15 protein-coding genes are annotated in these 18,553 nt (G+C 45.2%); all 15 read left to right on the top strand.

Going from position 1 to position 18,553, the window contains the following annotated elements; translation table 11 throughout:
* The first annotated feature begins 169 nt into the window (after positions 1-169).
* The 15 genes from BLS49_RS08940 (at position 170) to hemB (ending at position 18,523) form a co-directional block, all read left to right on the top strand.
* Entirely contained in the window at positions 170-1,006 is an 837-nt protein-coding gene (locus tag BLS49_RS08940; protein ID WP_245742319.1) for a hypothetical protein, read from the top strand.
* Positions 1,007-1,186: 180 nt separating this feature from the next.
* Positions 1,187-2,575 (top strand): trigger factor, encoded by a 1,389-nt coding sequence (tig, locus tag BLS49_RS08935; RefSeq protein WP_091228605.1) that lies wholly within the window; start codon positions 1,187-1,189, stop codon positions 2,573-2,575.
* Positions 2,576-2,854: 279 nt separating this feature from the next.
* Positions 2,855-3,442, top strand: a complete 588-nt coding sequence (gene clpP / locus BLS49_RS08930) for an ATP-dependent Clp endopeptidase proteolytic subunit ClpP (RefSeq protein WP_091228602.1) — start codon at positions 2,855-2,857, stop codon at positions 3,440-3,442.
* 15 nt (positions 3,443-3,457) lie between these two features.
* Positions 3,458-4,714, top strand: coding sequence for an ATP-dependent protease ATP-binding subunit ClpX (clpX, locus tag BLS49_RS08925; RefSeq protein WP_091228599.1), 1,257 nt, complete (start codon positions 3,458-3,460; stop codon positions 4,712-4,714).
* Between the two features lie 128 nt (positions 4,715-4,842).
* Positions 4,843-5,967, top strand: a complete 1,125-nt coding sequence (gene ispG / locus BLS49_RS08920) for a flavodoxin-dependent (E)-4-hydroxy-3-methylbut-2-enyl-diphosphate synthase (protein WP_091228596.1) — start codon at positions 4,843-4,845, stop codon at positions 5,965-5,967.
* Between the two features lie 213 nt (positions 5,968-6,180).
* Positions 6,181-7,911 (top strand): ATP-dependent protease LonB, encoded by a 1,731-nt coding sequence (lonB, locus tag BLS49_RS08915; RefSeq protein WP_091228593.1) that lies wholly within the window; start codon positions 6,181-6,183, stop codon positions 7,909-7,911.
* A 107-nt stretch (positions 7,912-8,018) separates the two neighbouring features.
* Entirely contained in the window at positions 8,019-10,355 is a 2,337-nt protein-coding gene (lon, locus tag BLS49_RS08910; protein ID WP_091228590.1) for an endopeptidase La, read from the top strand.
* Positions 10,356-10,370: 15 nt separating this feature from the next.
* Positions 10,371-10,997 (top strand): ribosome biogenesis GTP-binding protein YihA/YsxC, encoded by a 627-nt coding sequence (gene yihA / locus BLS49_RS08905; protein ID WP_091228587.1) that lies wholly within the window; start codon positions 10,371-10,373, stop codon positions 10,995-10,997.
* 175 nt (positions 10,998-11,172) lie between these two features.
* Positions 11,173-11,760: a non-ribosomal peptide synthetase module gene (locus tag BLS49_RS08900; RefSeq protein ID WP_091228584.1), complete on the top strand. Its 588-nt coding sequence runs from the start codon at positions 11,173-11,175 to the stop codon at positions 11,758-11,760.
* Between the two features lie 299 nt (positions 11,761-12,059).
* On the top strand, positions 12,060-12,458 hold the full coding sequence (speD, locus tag BLS49_RS08895; protein WP_091228582.1) for an adenosylmethionine decarboxylase: 399 nt from the start codon (positions 12,060-12,062) through the stop codon (positions 12,456-12,458).
* A gap of 241 nt (positions 12,459-12,699) precedes the next feature.
* On the top strand, positions 12,700-14,106 hold the full coding sequence (hemA, locus tag BLS49_RS08890; protein ID WP_091228871.1) for a glutamyl-tRNA reductase: 1,407 nt from the start codon (positions 12,700-12,702) through the stop codon (positions 14,104-14,106).
* A gap of 210 nt (positions 14,107-14,316) precedes the next feature.
* A complete protein-coding gene (locus tag BLS49_RS08885; RefSeq protein ID WP_245742315.1) occupies positions 14,317-14,982 on the top strand; it encodes a precorrin-2 dehydrogenase/sirohydrochlorin ferrochelatase family protein in 666 nt (221 codons plus the stop codon).
* Positions 14,979-15,944 carry a hydroxymethylbilane synthase gene (gene hemC / locus BLS49_RS08880; RefSeq protein ID WP_091228580.1) on the top strand — a complete coding sequence of 322 codons (966 nt, stop codon included), beginning with the start codon at positions 14,979-14,981 and terminating at the stop codon, positions 15,942-15,944. The genes BLS49_RS08885 and hemC overlap by 4 nt, the downstream gene beginning before the upstream one ends.
* Before the next feature lie 5 nt (positions 15,945-15,949).
* A complete protein-coding gene (cobA, locus tag BLS49_RS08875; RefSeq protein ID WP_091228577.1) occupies positions 15,950-17,488 on the top strand; it encodes a uroporphyrinogen-III C-methyltransferase in 1,539 nt (512 codons plus the stop codon).
* A 30-nt stretch (positions 17,489-17,518) separates the two neighbouring features.
* Positions 17,519-18,523, top strand: a complete 1,005-nt coding sequence (gene hemB, locus BLS49_RS08870; protein ID WP_091228575.1) for a porphobilinogen synthase — start codon at positions 17,519-17,521, stop codon at positions 18,521-18,523.
* The last annotated feature ends 30 nt before the right edge of the window (positions 18,524-18,553 follow it).

Raw genomic sequence — 18,553 nt, 5'->3', positions numbered from 1 at the left:
GGTGAGATTTTTTACTTCGATAACCACTATGTTATAATTTCAAGTAAGCTTAACTCGGTTGGAAGGAGGTGCCCGTATTAGCAATTATCGACCTGATGAGAAGGATAACGTGGACAACATCGTACTATTTCCAAAAACACTTGATTTATATCAGATAGAATTAACAAGAATGCTGGAGACTGAAAGATATGGGGAAGCTGCTGATCTGCTGAGATTTCTGCTTCAATGTCAGGGGCAAGATCCCAGGCATTATGAAGAATGGCAGGCGCTACTCGATTGGCTAATCAGTGCATTTCCAAAGCTGGGAAGTGATTCTGAGGATGCTGGTTTTGACCATGACGATGACGACGACGAGGAGGCTTTGGCTAGACAGCATGTAGAAGCCAAGCTTGCTGAAGATCAGGATTATGCTGATAAACTCTTAAGGACTGTGATGGACAAACCATTGTCGGAGCAGACTTTTTTGGCACTCGAACAGCTGGCTTATCTGGATAGATCTGAAGTTGACGATGAACTTATCCAGTGGCTTACACAGAACTCATTGCACCCGCTTCTACAATACCGGGTTCTTCAAATATTGAAGCGAAGAGGGACACAGGGAGTAATCTCCTTGTATCGCAGGGGAGAGCTTGTAAATATCGAGATTGAGGCAGTGCCCTTAAAGCCGGAGGATTTTCCCCAATCGGTACAGAGCGTTCTGGAACGAGTAGGGGCACAAACTCAAGTGCATGATCCAACCTTGTTTTATTTTGCTCAGGAGCTTTGGACTCAATTTGTTATGGCTGTCTATGGCACGATGGATTATAATTCCATGATGAGTGAAGATCACGCAGTGATCGATATTTGGGCGGCAGCGCTTCATCAAATGATCTCTGACAGTCTTCCTGGTGGAATAACAGATGAGGAAATCCGTGGTCTATACGGGATTACAGATAGCCTGAGACTCCGTTTTGAGCAGGCTTGTCGCTCAATGCGTCAGTTTGTAGCTGCCGGTGCCCATAGTTAAAATAGCTCATGTGTAATCCTGCTTTTAACGGCTCTTGTAAAAAGATGTATTGTTGTTTATAATATAATGGTTATTCTGAACGTGGACTAAGGACAGCTATACTGGAACCCGGATAGCTGCTTTATCGCGATTTGGTTTCAGTATTTTAAGTATAGTGAAATTTGGAGGGGAAAGCATAAAATGAAAGCAACTTGGGAAAAAATAGAGAAGAACCTCGGCGTACTCGAGGTTGAAGTGGAAGCAGATCGTGTATCTGTTGCACTGGATAAAGCTTTTCAAAAAGTAGTAAAGAAAGTTAACGTACCAGGATTCCGTAAAGGTAAAGTACCTCGGAGTATTTTTGAATCTCGTTTTGGCGTGGAGAGCTTATATCAGGACGCTATCGATATTCTGCTTCCAGAGGTATACTCAGAGGCTATTAATCATACTGAGATTTTCCCAGTGGATCGTCCTGAAATTGACGTAGAGCAATTCGAAAAAGGACAGGTGTTCAAATTCAAGGCTAAAGTAACTGTTAAACCAGAAGTTACTCTTGGAGACTACAAAGGAATCGAAGTTCCTGCAGTAAACGTTGAAGTAAGCGAAGAAGAGTTGAGCGAAGAGCTCGAACGTCTGCAACAACGCCATGCTGAACTCGTTGTAATTGACGATGAAGCAGCTAAGAATGGTGACACTGTAGTTATCGATTTTGATGGCTCCGTTGATGGTGTTGCGTTTGAAGGCGGTAAAGCAGAACGTTACTCTCTGGAGCTTGGCAGCGGTTCGTTCATCCCTGGTTTTGAAGAGCAAGTAGTTGGTCTTGCAACGGGTGACTTCAAGGACGTAACTGTAACTTTCCCAGAAACGTATCATGCTGAAGACTTGGCTGGCAAAGAAGCCGTTTTCAATGTGAAAGTTCATGAAATCAAACGTAAAGAGCTTCCTGCACTTGATGATGAATTCGCTAAAGATGTAAGTGAGTTCGATACATTGGATGAATATAAAGAAGATTTGAAGAAACAATTGGCATCCCGTAAGGAACAAGAAGCTAAAGGAGCTAAAGAAGCAGCTGTTGTCGACAAAGTAGGCGAGAACGCTGAAGTTGAAATCCCTGAAGCTATGGTAGAGGGCGAAGTTCAAAACATGGTTCGCGACTTCGACAACCGTCTTCGTTCCCAAGGGATGAACCTTGATATGTTCCTTTCCTTCTCCGGTCAAACTGTTGATGATCTGAAAGGACAAATGAAGGATGACGCTACAAAACGCGTTCGTAACAACCTTGTTCTTGAACAAGTAGCCAAGGCTGAGAAAATCGAAGCTACTGAAGAGGAAATCAACAAGGAACTCGAAGATATGGCGAGTGCCTACAAGCGTACTACAGATGAAATTCACAACATTCTTGCAGCTAACGGTTCGCTCGGTAGCTTGAATGAAGATGTGACTCTTCGTAAAACAGTTCAATTCCTCGTTGAAAATAGCAAGGAAGTTGCTGCCCAGGAAGAAGCTTCAGCAAAATCCGCTAAAAAAGCGACAAAAAAGGCAACTAAAGCTGAATCAACAGAGGAAGCTGAAGAAGCAACTGAAGAATAATCGAATGATTGATTTTTAGTCATACAATACATGTCTTCAACTGACATCGAGTTGACACATAAATCAAGTTAATGTTAAGGCACGTATACTAATGCGTGTCTTAATTTTTCACCTTTTACATATACAATTTTTTCCATATTATCCTTGGAGAGTGATGGGGTATATATTGTATTTCGAAGGTCATAGACTGTATAGTGTGAAAAATGACATGCGTTTTTAAACGTGATAGAATGGAATCTGTAAGTGCAGGTTAATTGAAAAGGAAAAGAGGTTGGTCACATGAGTCTGATACCTATGGTCGTAGAACAAACAAACCGAGGAGAACGGTCTTACGATATTTATTCAAGACTGCTCAAGGATCGTATCATTTTTCTCAGTAACGCGATTGACGATGATGTAGCCAATCTCGTGATAGCCCAACTATTGTTCCTGGCAGCAGAAGATCCGGAGAAGGATATTCATTTGTATATCAATTCTCCTGGTGGTTCTGTGACTGCAGGGATGGGTATATATGATACTATGCAATACATCAAGCCTGACGTATCTACCATTTGCGTAGGGATGGCTGCCAGCATGGGGTCTCTTTTGCTGACTGCAGGAGCGCCTGGCAAGCGTTTTGCATTGCCTAACAGTGAGGTTATGATTCACCAGCCGCTGGGAGGTATTCAAGGCCAGGCGACGGATATTAAAATCCATGCCGACTGGATTATCAAGACAAGGGAAAAACTGAATCAGATTTATGTGGATCGGACGGGTCAACCCCTTGATAAAATTCAGCGTGATACGGACCGCGACTTCTTCATGAGCGCGGAAGAGGCTAAAGACTATGGTCTTATAGACCAGGTAATCAGTAAGCCCATTAAATGATAAAGGGGTGTATATATGTTTAAGTTTAACGACGAAAAAGGACAATTAAAATGCTCATTCTGCGGCAAGTCGCAGGAACAGGTTCGTAAGCTTGTTGCCGGTCCCGGCGTTTATATATGCGATGAATGTATTGAACTATGCACAGAGATTGTGGAAGAGGAACTCGGGCATGAGGAAGAGTTTGATCTGAAAGAAATTCCTAAGCCAAAAGAAATCCGCGATATTCTGGATCAATATGTTATCGGACAGGATTTTGCAAAAAAATCACTATCCGTAGCCGTATATAACCATTACAAACGGGTGAATACGCAGAGCAAAATCGAGGATGTTGAGCTGCAGAAAAGTAACATTTTGCTGTTAGGGCCTACGGGTTCAGGTAAAACTTTGCTGGCACAAACAATGGCCAAAATTTTGAATGTACCCTTTGCTATCGCTGACGCAACATCGCTTACAGAGGCGGGTTATGTCGGGGAAGATGTTGAGAATATTTTGCTGAAGCTGATTCAGGCTGCCGATTATGATGTTGAAAAAGCTGAGCGCGGCATTATTTACATCGACGAGATTGACAAGGTAGCTCGTAAATCCGAGAATCCATCCATTACACGCGATGTATCCGGTGAAGGCGTTCAGCAGGCTCTATTGAAAATTCTTGAAGGTACAGTTGCCTCAGTACCGCCACAAGGTGGACGTAAACACCCTCATCAAGAATTTATTCAAATTGATACAACGAATATTCTGTTTATTTGCGGCGGTGCGTTTGACGGACTTGAGCAAATGATCAAGCGTCGGATCGGTAAGAAAGTAATCGGTTTTAACACGGCTAACGATGGACAAAAGGAATTGAAGCCAGGCGAATACTTGTCTATGGTACTTCCAGAGGACTTGCTTAAGTTCGGCCTGATTCCTGAATTTGTAGGTCGCTTGCCAGTGATCTCTACTTTGGAGCCGCTGGATGAAAAGTCGCTCGTTCGTATTTTGTCCGAACCTAAGAATGCTCTGGTTAAACAATATCAGAAGATGTTGGAACTGGATAATGTGAACCTGCAATTCGAACCGAAAGCTCTTGAAGCCATTGCAAGTGAAGCGATCAAACGCAACACAGGTGCGCGCGGACTGCGGGCTATCATTGAAAGTATTATGCTGGATGTGATGTACGAGGTTCCTTCCCGTGATGACATTTCCGACTGTGTTATTACGGAAAAGGTCGTTCAGGAAAAGACGCTGCCGGAGCTCGAAACGACAAAGAGCAAGAAGCAAGAAGAGAGCGCGTAAGAGGTCATAAGTGACAAGCAACGCGACAAAATAGATGTCAAATTCTCCACCTTTGCTTAACGGGACGCAGAAGTTGTGTGATTCCGTATGTGGGGGTGGAGCTTTGGCGTTATTAGGAGAGACCTGATATGACATTCTTGAGACAAGATACGCGGCCAGTGAGGGTCGGTAATCTGACGATCGGCGGCAGTAACGAAGTGATCATTCAGAGCATGTGTACAACAAAAACGGCTGATGTAGCCGCTACTGTCGCCGAGATTCTTCGTTTAGAAGAAGCAGGCTGCCAATTGGTGCGTGTGACGGTGAACAATGAAGAGGCGGCTGCGGCGATCAAAGAGATCAAGAAACAAATTCATATTCCACTTGTAGCTGATATTCATTTTAATTACAAATTGGCTCTGCTTGCGATTGAGAATGGCATTGATAAAGTGCGGATCAATCCGGGTAATATAGGCCGAAGGGAAAAAGTGGAAGCCGTAGTTAAAGCATGCAAAGAGCGTGGCATTCCGATTCGGATCGGCGTAAATGCCGGTTCGCTCGAGAACCATCTTCTTGAGAAATATGGTTATCCAACCCCAGAAGCTATGGTAGAAAGTGCTCTGTTCCATATCGGGATTTTGGAGGAGCTGGATTTTCACGATATCATTGTGTCATTAAAAGCTTCGGATGTGCCTATGGCAATTGCTGCTTACAAAAAAGCGGCCGAAGTTATCCCATACCCACTTCATTTAGGGATTACAGAAGCAGGTACATTGTTTACAGGCACGGTGAAGAGCGCTGCGGGTATTGGTGCACTTCTCTCTATGGGTATCGGCTCAACCCTGCGTATCTCGCTTAGTGCAGATCCGGTTGAAGAAGTGAAAGTGGCTCGGGAGCTGCTGAAGACATTTGGACTTATTACGAATGCGGCCACTCTTGTATCTTGCCCAACCTGCGGGCGCCTTGATATCGACTTGTTTTCCATCGCTAATGAAGTAGAGGAGTACATCTCGAACCTGAAGGTACCCATTAAGGTGTCGGTGCTTGGTTGTGCAGTTAATGGCCCAGGTGAGGCGCGTGAGGCAGATATCGGTATCGCCGGTGCACGTGGGGAGGGACTTCTGTTCCGTTATGGAGAGATGATCCGTAAAGTTCCTGAAGCAGAGCTATTGAATGAGCTCAAAAAAGAAATCGACCACATTGTTAAGGTGTATGAAGAGACGGGTGAAATTCCAGGCCGAAAAGAACACCGTGGGCATCATGCACAAGCGTAATCATAATTACATTTTGCTAGATAATAGTTTCGCTTTAAATAGCCGTAAGCTGCATTAAGCAGCCTGCGGTTTTTCTTTTGGCAGCTTTATGCACCATTGTTCAGCATACTTTTGTTAATTACCCCGTTTTATGATGGATTGAAAAGGCTATACTACCAAGTATCAGTTAAAGAGCTGGTTCTAATTGTCATTAAAATGGGGAGGTTCAGTCATATGGATTTGAATATTATCCTGATGTCAGTTCAAATGTTTTTTGCGGTTGTGATTGGTATTTACTTCTGGAATCAATTGCGTAGTCAAAAAGGCAATAGGACAGCAGTGGACCGTGAATCGCGGAAAGAAATGGAAAAGCTGCGCAAGCTTAGAGCAGTGTCATTGACTAAACCGCTGGCCGAGCGAACAAGGCCGTCTACGATGAATGACATCGTTGGACAGAAGGATGGTCTTCGAGCTCTAAAAGCTGCGCTCTGCAGTGCCAATCCGCAACATGTGATCATTTATGGTCCACCAGGAGTAGGGAAGACTGCGGCAGCGCGTGTAGTGATGGAGGAGGCCAAGAAAAATCCGGTATCCCCGTTTAAGGGAGATGCAAAATTTATGGAAATTGATGCGACGATTGCCAGATTTGACGAGCGCGGCATTGCGGACCCGTTGATCGGTTCGGTGCATGATCCAATCTATCAGGGTGCAGGAGCTATGGGTGTTGCAGGAATTCCACAGCCGAAGCCAGGGGCGGTAACCAAGGCGCATGGAGGAATTTTATTTATCGACGAAATCGGTGAACTGCATTCGATGCAGATGAATAAACTGCTTAAGGTGCTGGAGGATCGTAAAGTATATCTTGAGAGCGCCTATTACAACTCGGAGGACTTGGGAACTCCGGCGTATATTCATGATATTTTTCAAAATGGATTGCCAGCAGACTTCAGACTTGTTGGTGCCACCACCCGCTCACCTCAAGAGATACCGCCAGCGCTTCGCTCTCGCTGCATGGAAATATATTTCCGTCCTCTTCTTCCAGAGGAAATTGCGCAAATCGCTGAGGATGCAGTAAAAAGAATAGGATTTCAGCCTTGTCCAGAGGCAGTTGAAGTCATTAAAAAATACGCGACCAATGGCCGGGAGGCAGTCAACATGGTTCAGCTTGCAGCTGGACTCGCGCTTACCGAGAAACGGGACCATCTTCTGGCATCTGATCTTGAATGGGTTGCAACGAGCAGTCAGCTAGCACCGCGTCCGGATCGCAAAATTCCAGCCGGTCCGGAAATCGGTGTAGTGAATGGTCTTGCGGTGTACGGAGCCAACATGGGCACTCTGCTGGAGATTGAGGCGACTGCAGTTCCGGTAGAACCTGGGAGAGGCACGTACAACATTACCGGGGTTGTTGATGAAGAAGAAATTGGAGGAGGCAGTCGGACGCTGCGCCGCAAGAGCATGGCTAAGGGTTCTGTGGAGAACGTACTCACTGTGTTGAAGCGAATTGGACTAGATCCTTCCGGATATGATCTGCATATTAATTTTCCTGGCGGAACACCGATTGATGGTCCTTCGGCTGGTCTGGCGATAGCTACCGCGATTGCATCAGCGATAAAGCGCATGCCTGTCGATCATCAGATTGCGATGACTGGAGAGCTGGGCATCTACGGTAAAGTGAAGCCGGTTGGTGGTGTTGTTGCTAAGGTTGAAGCAGCTTTTCAGGCTGGAGCCAAGACGGTGCTTATTCCGAAGGATAACTGGCAGACACTATTTGAAGGGCTGGATGGTTTGCGTGTTATTCCGGTTGAAGCTGTCAGCGAAGTATTCCTGCATGTATTTGGTCCAGAAGCCGAGAAAAATTTCGGACTGGCCCCGGGAGGGGAACTGTTTGCTCCGGCTCCAGCATCAACTCCGGCCCCAACCTCATTTCTCCATGCTGAATCACCGTCTACCAATAACGTAATGTAACAATTGGGCGGCTGTCATCATGCAGTCGCCCTTCGTTGGTGTTTTCATGTAACATTTGCTAAAATAGGAATGATATTGACCCGAGAACTTCTGGAGGTGCGAAAGCGATGGGACCCCATAAATCCAAAGGTCGTCGTTTTCCTTTATTGCCTTTGCGCGGCCTTCTCGTCTACCCAAGTATGGTGCTCCATCTGGATGTAGGTCGGGAAAAGTCGGTCAAAGCGCTGGAAAAAGCGATGGTCGACGACAATTTAATTCTCCTGTGTTCTCAATCTGAGGTGAACATTGAAGAACCGACCCAAGAGGATATATTCCGGATCGGTACAGTGGCGAAAGTACGCCAGATGCTGAAGCTTCCCAACGGTACAATAAGAGTGCTGGTTGAAGGAATGGAACGCGCCGAAATTGTAGAGTATTTGGACAATGAAGAATATTACGAAGTAATTGCGAAGGAACGTCCAGAAGAGGAAACTGATGATCCTGAAGTGGACGCCCTTATGCGTACGGTTCTTGCACAATTTGAACACTATATCAATTTATCCAAGAAAGTGACCCCTGAGACGCTGGCCGCGGTATCTGATATCGAAGAGGCAGGACGGCTTGCGGATGTCATTACGAGCCATCTATCACTCAAAATCAAGGATAAACAGGAAATTCTGGAGCTGATTGATGTCAGAAAGCGTCTGGAAAAGCTGCTTGATATTTTGAACAATGAGCGTGAAGTTCTTGAGCTTGAACGCAAAATTAGTCAACGTGTCAAGAAACAGATGGAGAAGACGCAGAAAGAATACTACCTTCGTGAGCAAATGAAAGCCATTCAAAAAGAACTGGGTGAAAAGGAAGGCCGTGCAGGTGAAGTTGAAGAGCTTCGTGCACAGCTTGAAGAGAAAGGTCTGCCTGACAAAGTACGCGAGAAGACGCTTAAAGAAATTGATCGACTCGAAAAAATGCCTGCGAGCTCTGCGGAAGGCGGCGTAATTCGCAATTATGTTGATTGGCTGCTCAGCTTGCCATGGAACAATAAAACTGAAGATGATCTCGACCTGGCTAAGGCGGAACAAGTGCTGAATGAGGATCATTATGGCCTTGATAAGCCGAAGGAGCGAGTGCTTGAATATTTGGCTGTTCAAAAGCTGGTTAAGAGGCTGAAAGGGCCAATTCTGTGTCTGGTAGGGCCTCCGGGTGTAGGTAAAACCTCGCTTGCCCGTTCAATCGCCCGCTCACTTGGCAGAGAATTTGTTCGTATTTCCTTAGGCGGTGTTCGTGACGAGGCTGAAATTCGTGGACATCGGCGTACTTACGTTGGGGCAATGCCGGGACGCATTATCCAAGGAATGAAAACAGCCGGTACGCTGAATCCGGTATTTTTGCTTGATGAGATTGACAAAATGGCTTCCGATTTCCGCGGCGACCCTTCGTCAGCTCTGTTGGAGGTTCTTGATCCAGAACAAAATAACACATTTAGCGATCACTTTATTGAAGTGCCGTTTGACTTGTCCAATGTAATGTTCGTAACGACAGCAAATGCGGTGCATAACATCCCGCGCCCACTACTGGATCGTATGGAAATGTTATATATCCCGGGTTATACGGAGCTTGAGAAGCTGCAAATTGCGACTCGTTATTTACTTCCTAAGCAGAAGCGGGAGCATGGACTTCAAGAGGAACAGCTTCAAATTGGGGATGATGCTATTTTGCGGACAATTCGTGAATACACACGTGAGTCGGGTGTTCGTAATCTGGAGCAGCAGGTAGCGGCATTGTGCCGGAAGGCAGCTAGAAAGATTGTGTCTGAGGACAAGGAACAAATTATCATTAACCCTGAGGATGTTAAGGATTATTTAGGAATTCCAAAATACCGTCATGGAGTAGCTGAATTAGAGGATCAGGTCGGTACAGTTACAGGCCTTGCCTGGACAGAGGTCGGCGGTGAGACTCTTGTCATTGAAGTAACGGTAGTTCCCGGTGCGGGCAAGCTGACTCTAACGGGCAAGCTAGGTGATGTGATGAAGGAATCTGCTCAGGCGGCATTCAGCTATACCCGTTCCAAAGCGGAAGAGCTAGGAATTTCAGCCGATTTCCATGAGAAGAATGACATTCACATTCACATTCCTGAGGGAGCTATTCCAAAGGACGGCCCTTCCGCTGGCATTACGATTGCAACTGCGTTAATTTCTGCTCTGACAGGGCGTCATGTTTCAAAGGACGTGGCTATGACAGGAGAAATTACTTTGCGCGGACGTGTTCTTCCAATTGGAGGGCTGAAGGAGAAATCTCTGGCAGCCCATCGTGCGGGATACAAAAAAATACTGCTTCCAAAAGACAACGAGCGCGATTTGCGTGACATTCCGGACAGTGTAAAAGAAGATGTTGTCTTTGTACCTGTATCGCATATGGATCAGGTGCTGGAGCATGCGCTTGTGGAACAACCAGGGGTGCATTAGAGAGGATTTGGAACGATGAAAGTAACAAAGGCAGAATTTATTATTAGCGCCGTAGGCCCTGATCAATACCCTGACGATGCCTTGCCAGAGATTGCTCTGGCAGGGCGTTCGAACGTGGGCAAATCTTCGTTGATCAATCGTATGATCAATCGTAAAAACTTAGCCCGTACAAGCTCAACCCCGGGTAAAACACAGCATTTGAACTATTACCGGATTAACGACAGCATGTATTTCGTCGATTTTCCGGGTTATGGTTATGCGAAGGTATCCAAATCGCAACGTCAAGTGTGGGGGAGTATGATTGAGAAGTACTTGCTTGAAAGAGATACGTTAAAGCTTGTTCTTCTTGTTATCGATTTGCGCCATCCGCCTTCCAAGGATGATGAGCTGATGTATGATTGGCTGAAGCATTACGATCTTCCCGTATGCGTAGTAGCTACCAAAGCGGATAAAATTCCTAAATCGCGTTGGCAAAAGCATATGAAAATTATTAAAGATGCTTTGGTTATGCGGCCACAGGATTCGTTTGTCATGTTTTCTTCCGAGGAAGGGATCGGAAAGGACGAGCTGTGGAACCAAATAATGCAGCATACAGGGGAAACGGAAAACTATCACGAATCGATGGATACAGAAGGGATTTAAAGAACTTCCGGTAGGAAAGTGAGTATGCAGGGGGATTTTTGCAGATAAAAACGTCTTAATCCATTTTTTTCTGAAATATGGCGGGAATTCACGTTTTGGTCGCTGAGCAAATGCTTCGAGGTCTAGTGTATAATTATTTACAAAGGATTGTTAAAAGAGAATTGAGGAGATTTTTATGGCTCAGCGGTTAGCCACAGAGTATGTTAATGCCAGTTTGCGTTTGTCGGAAGTTCAGATGTCTCAGTTTGTTCACAAAGTGTATGATCCTCATGTTCAACAGCGGGTAAAAGTGCTGGAGAATGGTGGCCATGAAGTGGTTCTGGAGGATGACGGCGGTGATGAAGTCCATCTGCCTTTTGACCGCAAAGACGGTTATTATGTCTGCGAGTTGTCTTTCCGCTTGGAAAAACCCCACCTAACTAATGTAATGCGTCTTCTATTCGCTGCTTTTAAGGGATCGGGTATGGTTACAAGAATTTATAATGGATTCATGATGATGTATTATTATCAAGAAGGCCGTGTTCGTAAAATTGTAGAATATTCTCGTGATTCCTATAAGCTTGTGTTTGAACTCAAGGATACGGCAGGAGAACTGCAAAGGATTTTCCGTAGCAATGATGTGGAGCAAGAAATAGCTTTGATCCAAAAAAGCATTAATGCATTGCTGGATTTACGATTTGTAACGAATGATCATGCAAAAGTAAGCGGTATTGACGATGAACTTCGGCAGCATACGCGGAGATTGTTTGTTCTCGAAGCCTGAACAATGGGCAGCTAGTTACCTGTCACCATATGAAGAATGACAGCATAATGTGAATTGTATAAACTACCCTTAATGAGGGTAGTTTTTTATGTGGCAATAATGTGTGTGCTTTAAAAAAAGAGTTGCATTTGTCATGGATAGATGTTATTTTTATTCTCGTTGAAAAGAATATAGGAACCAGGATTCACTCAGGACATGGACATGTTGCGAGAGATTTTTCCCTCGAGAAGTGAATGACGTAGGTCCTAGCGGATGAAATTTCTTCAAACATTTTATTCCTAGGAAGGGGGAACCGAAAGATGGAATATTCAACTTTCGGAAGACACGTTGCTGTTGATACTTGGGGAGTAGACTTTGATGTGCTCAACAATGCGGAGCTATTGCAAGCCCATTTGGTAGAAGCTGCCGAAGCTTGCGGAGCTACAGTGTTGTCGATGCAATCCAGACAGTTTGAGCCACAAGGTGCCACAGTACTTGTTTTGCTGTCGGAGAGCCACCTCTCGATTCATACGTATCCTGAGAGAGGGTTTGCTGCTATTGATTGTTACACTTGCGGGGAGGATGTAGATCCGCAATTGGCGATTGATTACCTGGTATCCGTTTTGAGACCGGAGAAAGCTTACGCGAAGAAGCTCATTCGCGGCTTAGGTGAACTAGAAGTAGTAACACCTGATTTGAATCAGGTGGAACTTGTATAAAGAATGATAAACTTAATTGTTCAAATCTTTTTAGTTTTTGAATAATTGGGAAGAATAAGATAACCGTGGAGGTACTCCATGGTTATTTTTTTTCAAGGATGAGCGTTTACAATTCATAAATAATTCATAAAAATATTATTCAAATCACAAGGGATAGGACAAACCCTGTGATATAATTAACATAGTTTGTTGGAGATTCATGCTTATTGTTGACATGAAAATAAAGGCAGGTGAACTTACAATGCACATTGTCGTTGTCGGTTTGAACTATCGAACGGCGCCTGTGGAAGTCAGGGAACGTTTTTCTTTTGCGGAAAAGGATTTGCCACAAGCCCTTCAGGAGCTTAAACGCACTACAAGTGTATTGGAAGGCGTTATTATAGCGACCTGCAATCGCACAGAGATATATGTTGTAGTGGATCGTTTGCAGATGTGTGGTTATTATGTACGTTCCTTTATGGAGAAATGGTTTGGGGTTCCGAGAGAGGAATTTACCAAGCATTTATATATGTATGAGAATGAGGATGCAATTCGTCATTTGTTTCGGGTGGCTTGTGGACTTGACTCAATGGTGCTCGGTGAGACACAAATTTTAGGTCAAGTTCGAAGTGCATTTTTGTTATCCCAAAGCCATCATGTAACTGGCAAATGGTTCAACACATTGTTCAAGCAGGCTATTACACTTAGCAAACGTGCGCATTCCGAGACGGCTATTGGAGAAAGTGCAGTATCTGTTAGTTATGCGGCAGTTGAGCTTGGCAAGCGAGTTTTCGGCAGCTTTACAGATAAGAGAGTTCTTATTCTAGGTGCAGGGAAAATGAGTGAATTGACAGCAAAACACCTTAGCGGTGGTGGGGCTAAAGAGGTTATCGTAGCTAACCGGACATTTGGTCGTGCACAGGAGCTTGCCTCTAAATTTGACGGAACGCCGTGTACAATGAGAGAGGCAATGCAAAGATTATCTGATGTGGACATTCTCATCAGCTCGACTGGAGCGGAAGGATACATTATTACATCATCCCAGGTTGCACAGAGCATGAAGTCCCGTCAGGATCGTCCGTTATTTATGATTGATATTGCTGTGCCTCGTGATATTGAACCGGCAATTAGTGAGCTGCCTAATGTGTTCTTATATGATATTGATGATTTAGAAGGAATCGTAGAGAGTAATCTTGAAATGCGGCGGGAAGAGGCAGTCAAAATCGAGCAAATGATTGAAGAGGAAATTGCTGCTTACGGTAAATGGCTGCAGACTTTAGGCGTCAAACCGGTCATTCGCGCGCTTCAGGAGAAATCCTCGACCATTCATCAGAACACGCTGGATAGTCTGTTTAACAAGCTCCCGGAGCTTGATGAACATCAGCGGAAAGTGATTCGTCGTCTAACTAAAAGTATTGTCAATCAAATGATGCATGATCCGATTAATCGTATTAAGGAGCTTGCCGGAGAAGAGCATGGTTCTGATGCGCTAAATATGTTCACTCATATTTTTGCGTTGGAAGAGCAGCTTGAGGTTATGGCAGAAGGTCATAATGAGAGCGGGGCTTCTCAGGAGATGTATGCTATACAGGATATACCTCCTGAGACAGAGCCTTCTCAAGAGCAAGAGGTACAGTCAAAGATTCCTTTAGTACAGGTTTCGGTATAAGGTAGAGCTGTGAAATATATGCCCTGAGCCTTCTGTTTTATTTCCATGCTGCAGATCATGCGGATAGGAATCGAAGCGGATGAGCGCAGGGCTTGTTGTTTTTGGTGAGCTGTGAATGGAAAAATCAAGCAGGTTAGAGTATGCTATATGCATTACTGTATGGAGTTATATGCAGATCATTCGATTTTGTCTCCCGGGGAGTGATAACCATTGGCATACTATGTTCCTGTCATGTTAGACCTGCATGGAAGGCGTTGCGTTATTGTCGGCGGGGGTCATGTTGCAGAGCGTAAAGTCAGCTCACTGGTTGATGCCGGAGCTGAGATTGTTGTAATTAGTCCAGAGATGACAGAAACGCTGCGACATCGATATGAAGAAGGACGATTATTGTGGATGAATCGCAATTATCAGCGCGGAGATCTAAATGAAGCTTTTCTAGTTTTTGCAGCTACAAACCAAGCTGAGGTTAATGACGCTGTTGTTCAGGAAGCTAACTATCTTAACATTCCGGTTAATCATACAGGTGATGGAGAGAGAGGTTCTTTTATAACACCTAGTGTTCTGCGTCGCGAGAAGCTTGTTGTGGCCGTATCCACTTCAGGTGCGGGTCCAGGAGCTTCTCGTGATTTATGTCGTACTATTAATGAGCATTATGGCGATGATTATGAGATGTATATACATTTTCTTAGTAGTGTTAGATCGGAAGTAAAGAGAATGGTTCATCATGAAGGACTACGGAAAAAAATATTCAGGTTATTGTCAGAGCTGGACATATTGTCACAAATTTCTGCTGGAACTTTTCATAATTGGGATCAGGACATGATCAGATGCTGGATTGAAGAAGTGATTGCAGAACATCAGGAGGAAATGAGATGACAAAGCGTACAATAGTGGTAGGTACAAGACAGAGTCAATTGGCTTTAACCCAGACGGGGCAGGTTATTGATGCGTTAATTGCAATTTGTGAAGAGCATAAACTTCCGTTTGATTTCGAGATTCGTAAAATTGTGACAAAGGGCGACCGTATTTTGGACGTTACTTTATCAAAGGTAGGCGGGAAGGGCTTGTTTGTTAAAGAGATTGAACAAGCAATGCTGGCTGGAGAAATTGATCTTGCAGTACATAGTATGAAGGACATGCCCTCTGAGCTTCCGGATGGATTGATGAGTGGGGCTATTCCGCTGCGGGTTGATCCAAGGGATGCGTTGATTTCTAAAGGAGGGCTTAATCTTGATGAGCTTCCTCATAGAGCTAAAGTGGGCACAAGCAGTCTGAGACGTTCAAGTCAGCTGAGTGCTTATCGTCCGGATCTTATTTTAGAGCCTGTTCGTGGGAACATTGATTCTCGGCTGCGCAAGCTTGAGACAGAGGATTTTGATGCAATTATATTAGCTGCGGCAGGGCTGCAGCGGATGGGCTGGGAGGATAAGATCACCGCCTATTTGCCGGTTGAGGTTTGTCTCCCTGCTGTTGGCCAAGGAGCTCTTGGCATCGAGTGCCGTGAGAACGATGATGAGGTACGTCATTTGCTATCACTGTACAATGATGGCGATACCGCACTAACCGTAGCGGCAGAGCGTCGTTTTCTCTGGAAGCTGAATGGGGGTTGCCAGGTTCCGATCGGTGCTTATGCTACCTTGGTAGATGATCGAAAGACGGATGCTGAAATACAAGGTAGCAGGGGTATCGTATTAACAGGAATGGTAGGCTCTCCGGACGGAAGCATTATTTTGAAGGAAAGTCTTAGAGGGGATGATCCACTTCGTCTTGGGGAGGCGGTTGCTAACGCACTGATTTCAAGAGGAGCGGACGAAATATTGGCAGCTGCCAAGGAGTGATAGAGATGGTGGGAAAAGTCTATTTGGTAGGTGCGGGTCCTGGTGATCCGAGACTAATTACAGTAAAAGGCTTGAATTGCATAGAGCAGGGAGACGTTATTGTATATGATCGTCTGGCTAATCCAAGTCTGTTAAAGAAGATGAAGCGTGGAGCGGAGAAAATTTATGTGGGTAAACGCACGGATCGGCACACGCTCAAGCAAGAGGAAATAAATCAGCTCCTTGTTGATTTAGCGTTATCCGGTAAAAATGTGGTCCGCCTTAAGGGCGGTGATCCTACGATTTTTGGCCGTGTTGGGGAAGAAGCCGAGATGCTACGTAAGCATGGAATAACATACGAAATCGTTCCGGGTATTACTGCGGCTATTTCGGTTCCGGCATATGCAGGCATTCCCGTAACACACCGGGAGCTTGCCTCCTCCATGTCAATTATTACAGGTCATGAAAGTCCGGATAAGCTTGATGAGTCGATAGACTGGGAGAAGGTAACTAACGCAACCGGGACTCTGGTGTTCATGATGGGGGTCGCCAATATTGGACACATTTCAAAGCAGCTTATTTTGCACGGTCGGCCTTCGGATACACCTGTTGCTCTCATCAGATGGGGCACACGTGCTGAACAAGATACTTTGATTGGAAACTTAGGGAACATTGAACAAAAAGTTAAAGAGGCAAACTTCAAGCCGCCTGCGGTTACTGTTGTTGGTGATGTGGTGAATCAGCGTGATAAGCTGAAATGGGCGGAAAATATGCCGCTTTTTGGTACTCGTATCCTGGTAACACGCACTCGTACTCAGGCCAGCGATTTGGTTAGAAAGATTGAGGATTTAGGCGGGGAAACGTATGAGTTCCCTGTTATTGAGATAGAGATGCCGGCTAAAGAGAAGCTTGAAGCAACAAACGCCGCTCTGCAACGCTTATCAGAGTATGACTGGGTATTCTTCACAAGCGTAAATGGGGTAGAGTATTTCTTTCATCATCTGGAGAGACTGGGACAAGATATTCGCAGCCTCCATAAAGCTCGTATCTCCGCTGTAGGACCAGCGACAAAAGAGGCACTTAGAAGGTATGGTATTGTTTCGGAGGAACTGCCGGGAAGGTTTCAGGCTGAAGGGCTTATTGAGGCGTTTGGAGATTTATTGAAGGCAGGGCAGCAGGTGTTGCTCCCTCGGGGGGATCTTGCGAGATCCTGGCTCCCTGAAATTTTGATAGAGAAGGGCTTGTCTGTCACTGAAGCCATAATGTACGAGACCGTTCCTACCCATGATGAAGATGATGAGTTGCTAAGGCTGCTTCATAAGGGTGGAATTCATGCTGCGACCTTTACAAGCTCGTCAACAGTAACCAATTTCCTGGCGGCATTAACTCAAATGGGTGTTGAAAATCCGGTTCAAGCGTTGAACGGAGTGAAGATAACATGTATTGGTCCGGTTACTGCAAATACTGCAGAGAAGGCCGGCCTTGAGGTAGACATTCTTGCTGAAGAAGCAACAATCGACAGCTTGGTTGCCGGTTTATGTGCGTGGAAGCTGCAAAACAACTAGTGTAAGTTTGAAATTCAGGAGGTAATCATCATGACTTTTCCAATAGTAAGACATCGCCGTTTACGTCAATCGGCGGCTATTCGTGGTATGGTACGCGAAACAGTGCTCACGGTAGATGATTTTGTTCAACCGATATTTGTTGCATATGGCAGTGGGATCAAGAAGGAAATCTCTTCAATGCCAGGTGTATTTCACTTCTCACTCGATAATTTGGAGGAAGAGGTTAAAGAGATCGTGGAACTGGGGATTCCTGCGGTGCTTCTGTTTGGTATTCCAGAGAGCAAGGATAGCGTAGGTTCTTCTGCTTTTGCAGAGAATGGGATCGTACAGGAAGCTACTCGTAAGATCAAATCGCTTTATCCCGATTTGCTAGTTATCGCAGATACATGTCTGTGTGAATTTACGGATCATGGTCATTGCGGGATGGTTCACACCTTTGAACGTGATGGTCATGTATGCGGAGATGTAATGAATGATGAATCTCTTGGTTTGTTAGTTCGTACCGCAGTATCCCAAGCGAAGGCAGGGGCTGACATTATTGCGCCATCGAATATGATGGACGGTTTTGTGCAGGCCATTCGAGCAGGACTTGATGAAAATGGGGTCAGCCATGTGCCGATTATGTCGTACTCAGTAAAATATGCTTCGGCTTTCTATGGCCCGTTCCGTGAAGCGGCTGATTCAGCACCGCAGTTTGGTGATCGCAAAACGTATCAGATGGACCCGGCCAATGCGAGAGAAGCGCTTCGTGAAGCGGAGTCCGATGTGCTGGAAGGTGCGGATATGCTGATGGTCAAGCCGGCGCTCGCATTTATGGATATTTTGCGTATGCTGCGGGATCAATTTGATCTCCCGCTTGTAGCGTACAATGTCAGTGGTGAATATTCGATGGTCAAAGCTGCGGCCCGGCAAGGATGGATAAATGAGCGCGCGATTGTGACAGAAATGCTGCTAGGCATGAAACGTGCGGGAGCAGACATCATTATTACGTACTTTGCCAAAGATGCCGCCAGATGGCTTCGTGAAGGAAAATAATTGAACATTGATATATCAATACGTCAAATG

This window comes from Fontibacillus panacisegetis (assembly GCF_900102215.1).
Taxonomy (GTDB): Bacteria; Bacillota; Bacilli; order Paenibacillales; family Paenibacillaceae; genus Fontibacillus; species Fontibacillus panacisegetis.
This window is presented reverse-complemented; position numbering and strand designations above follow the sequence as displayed.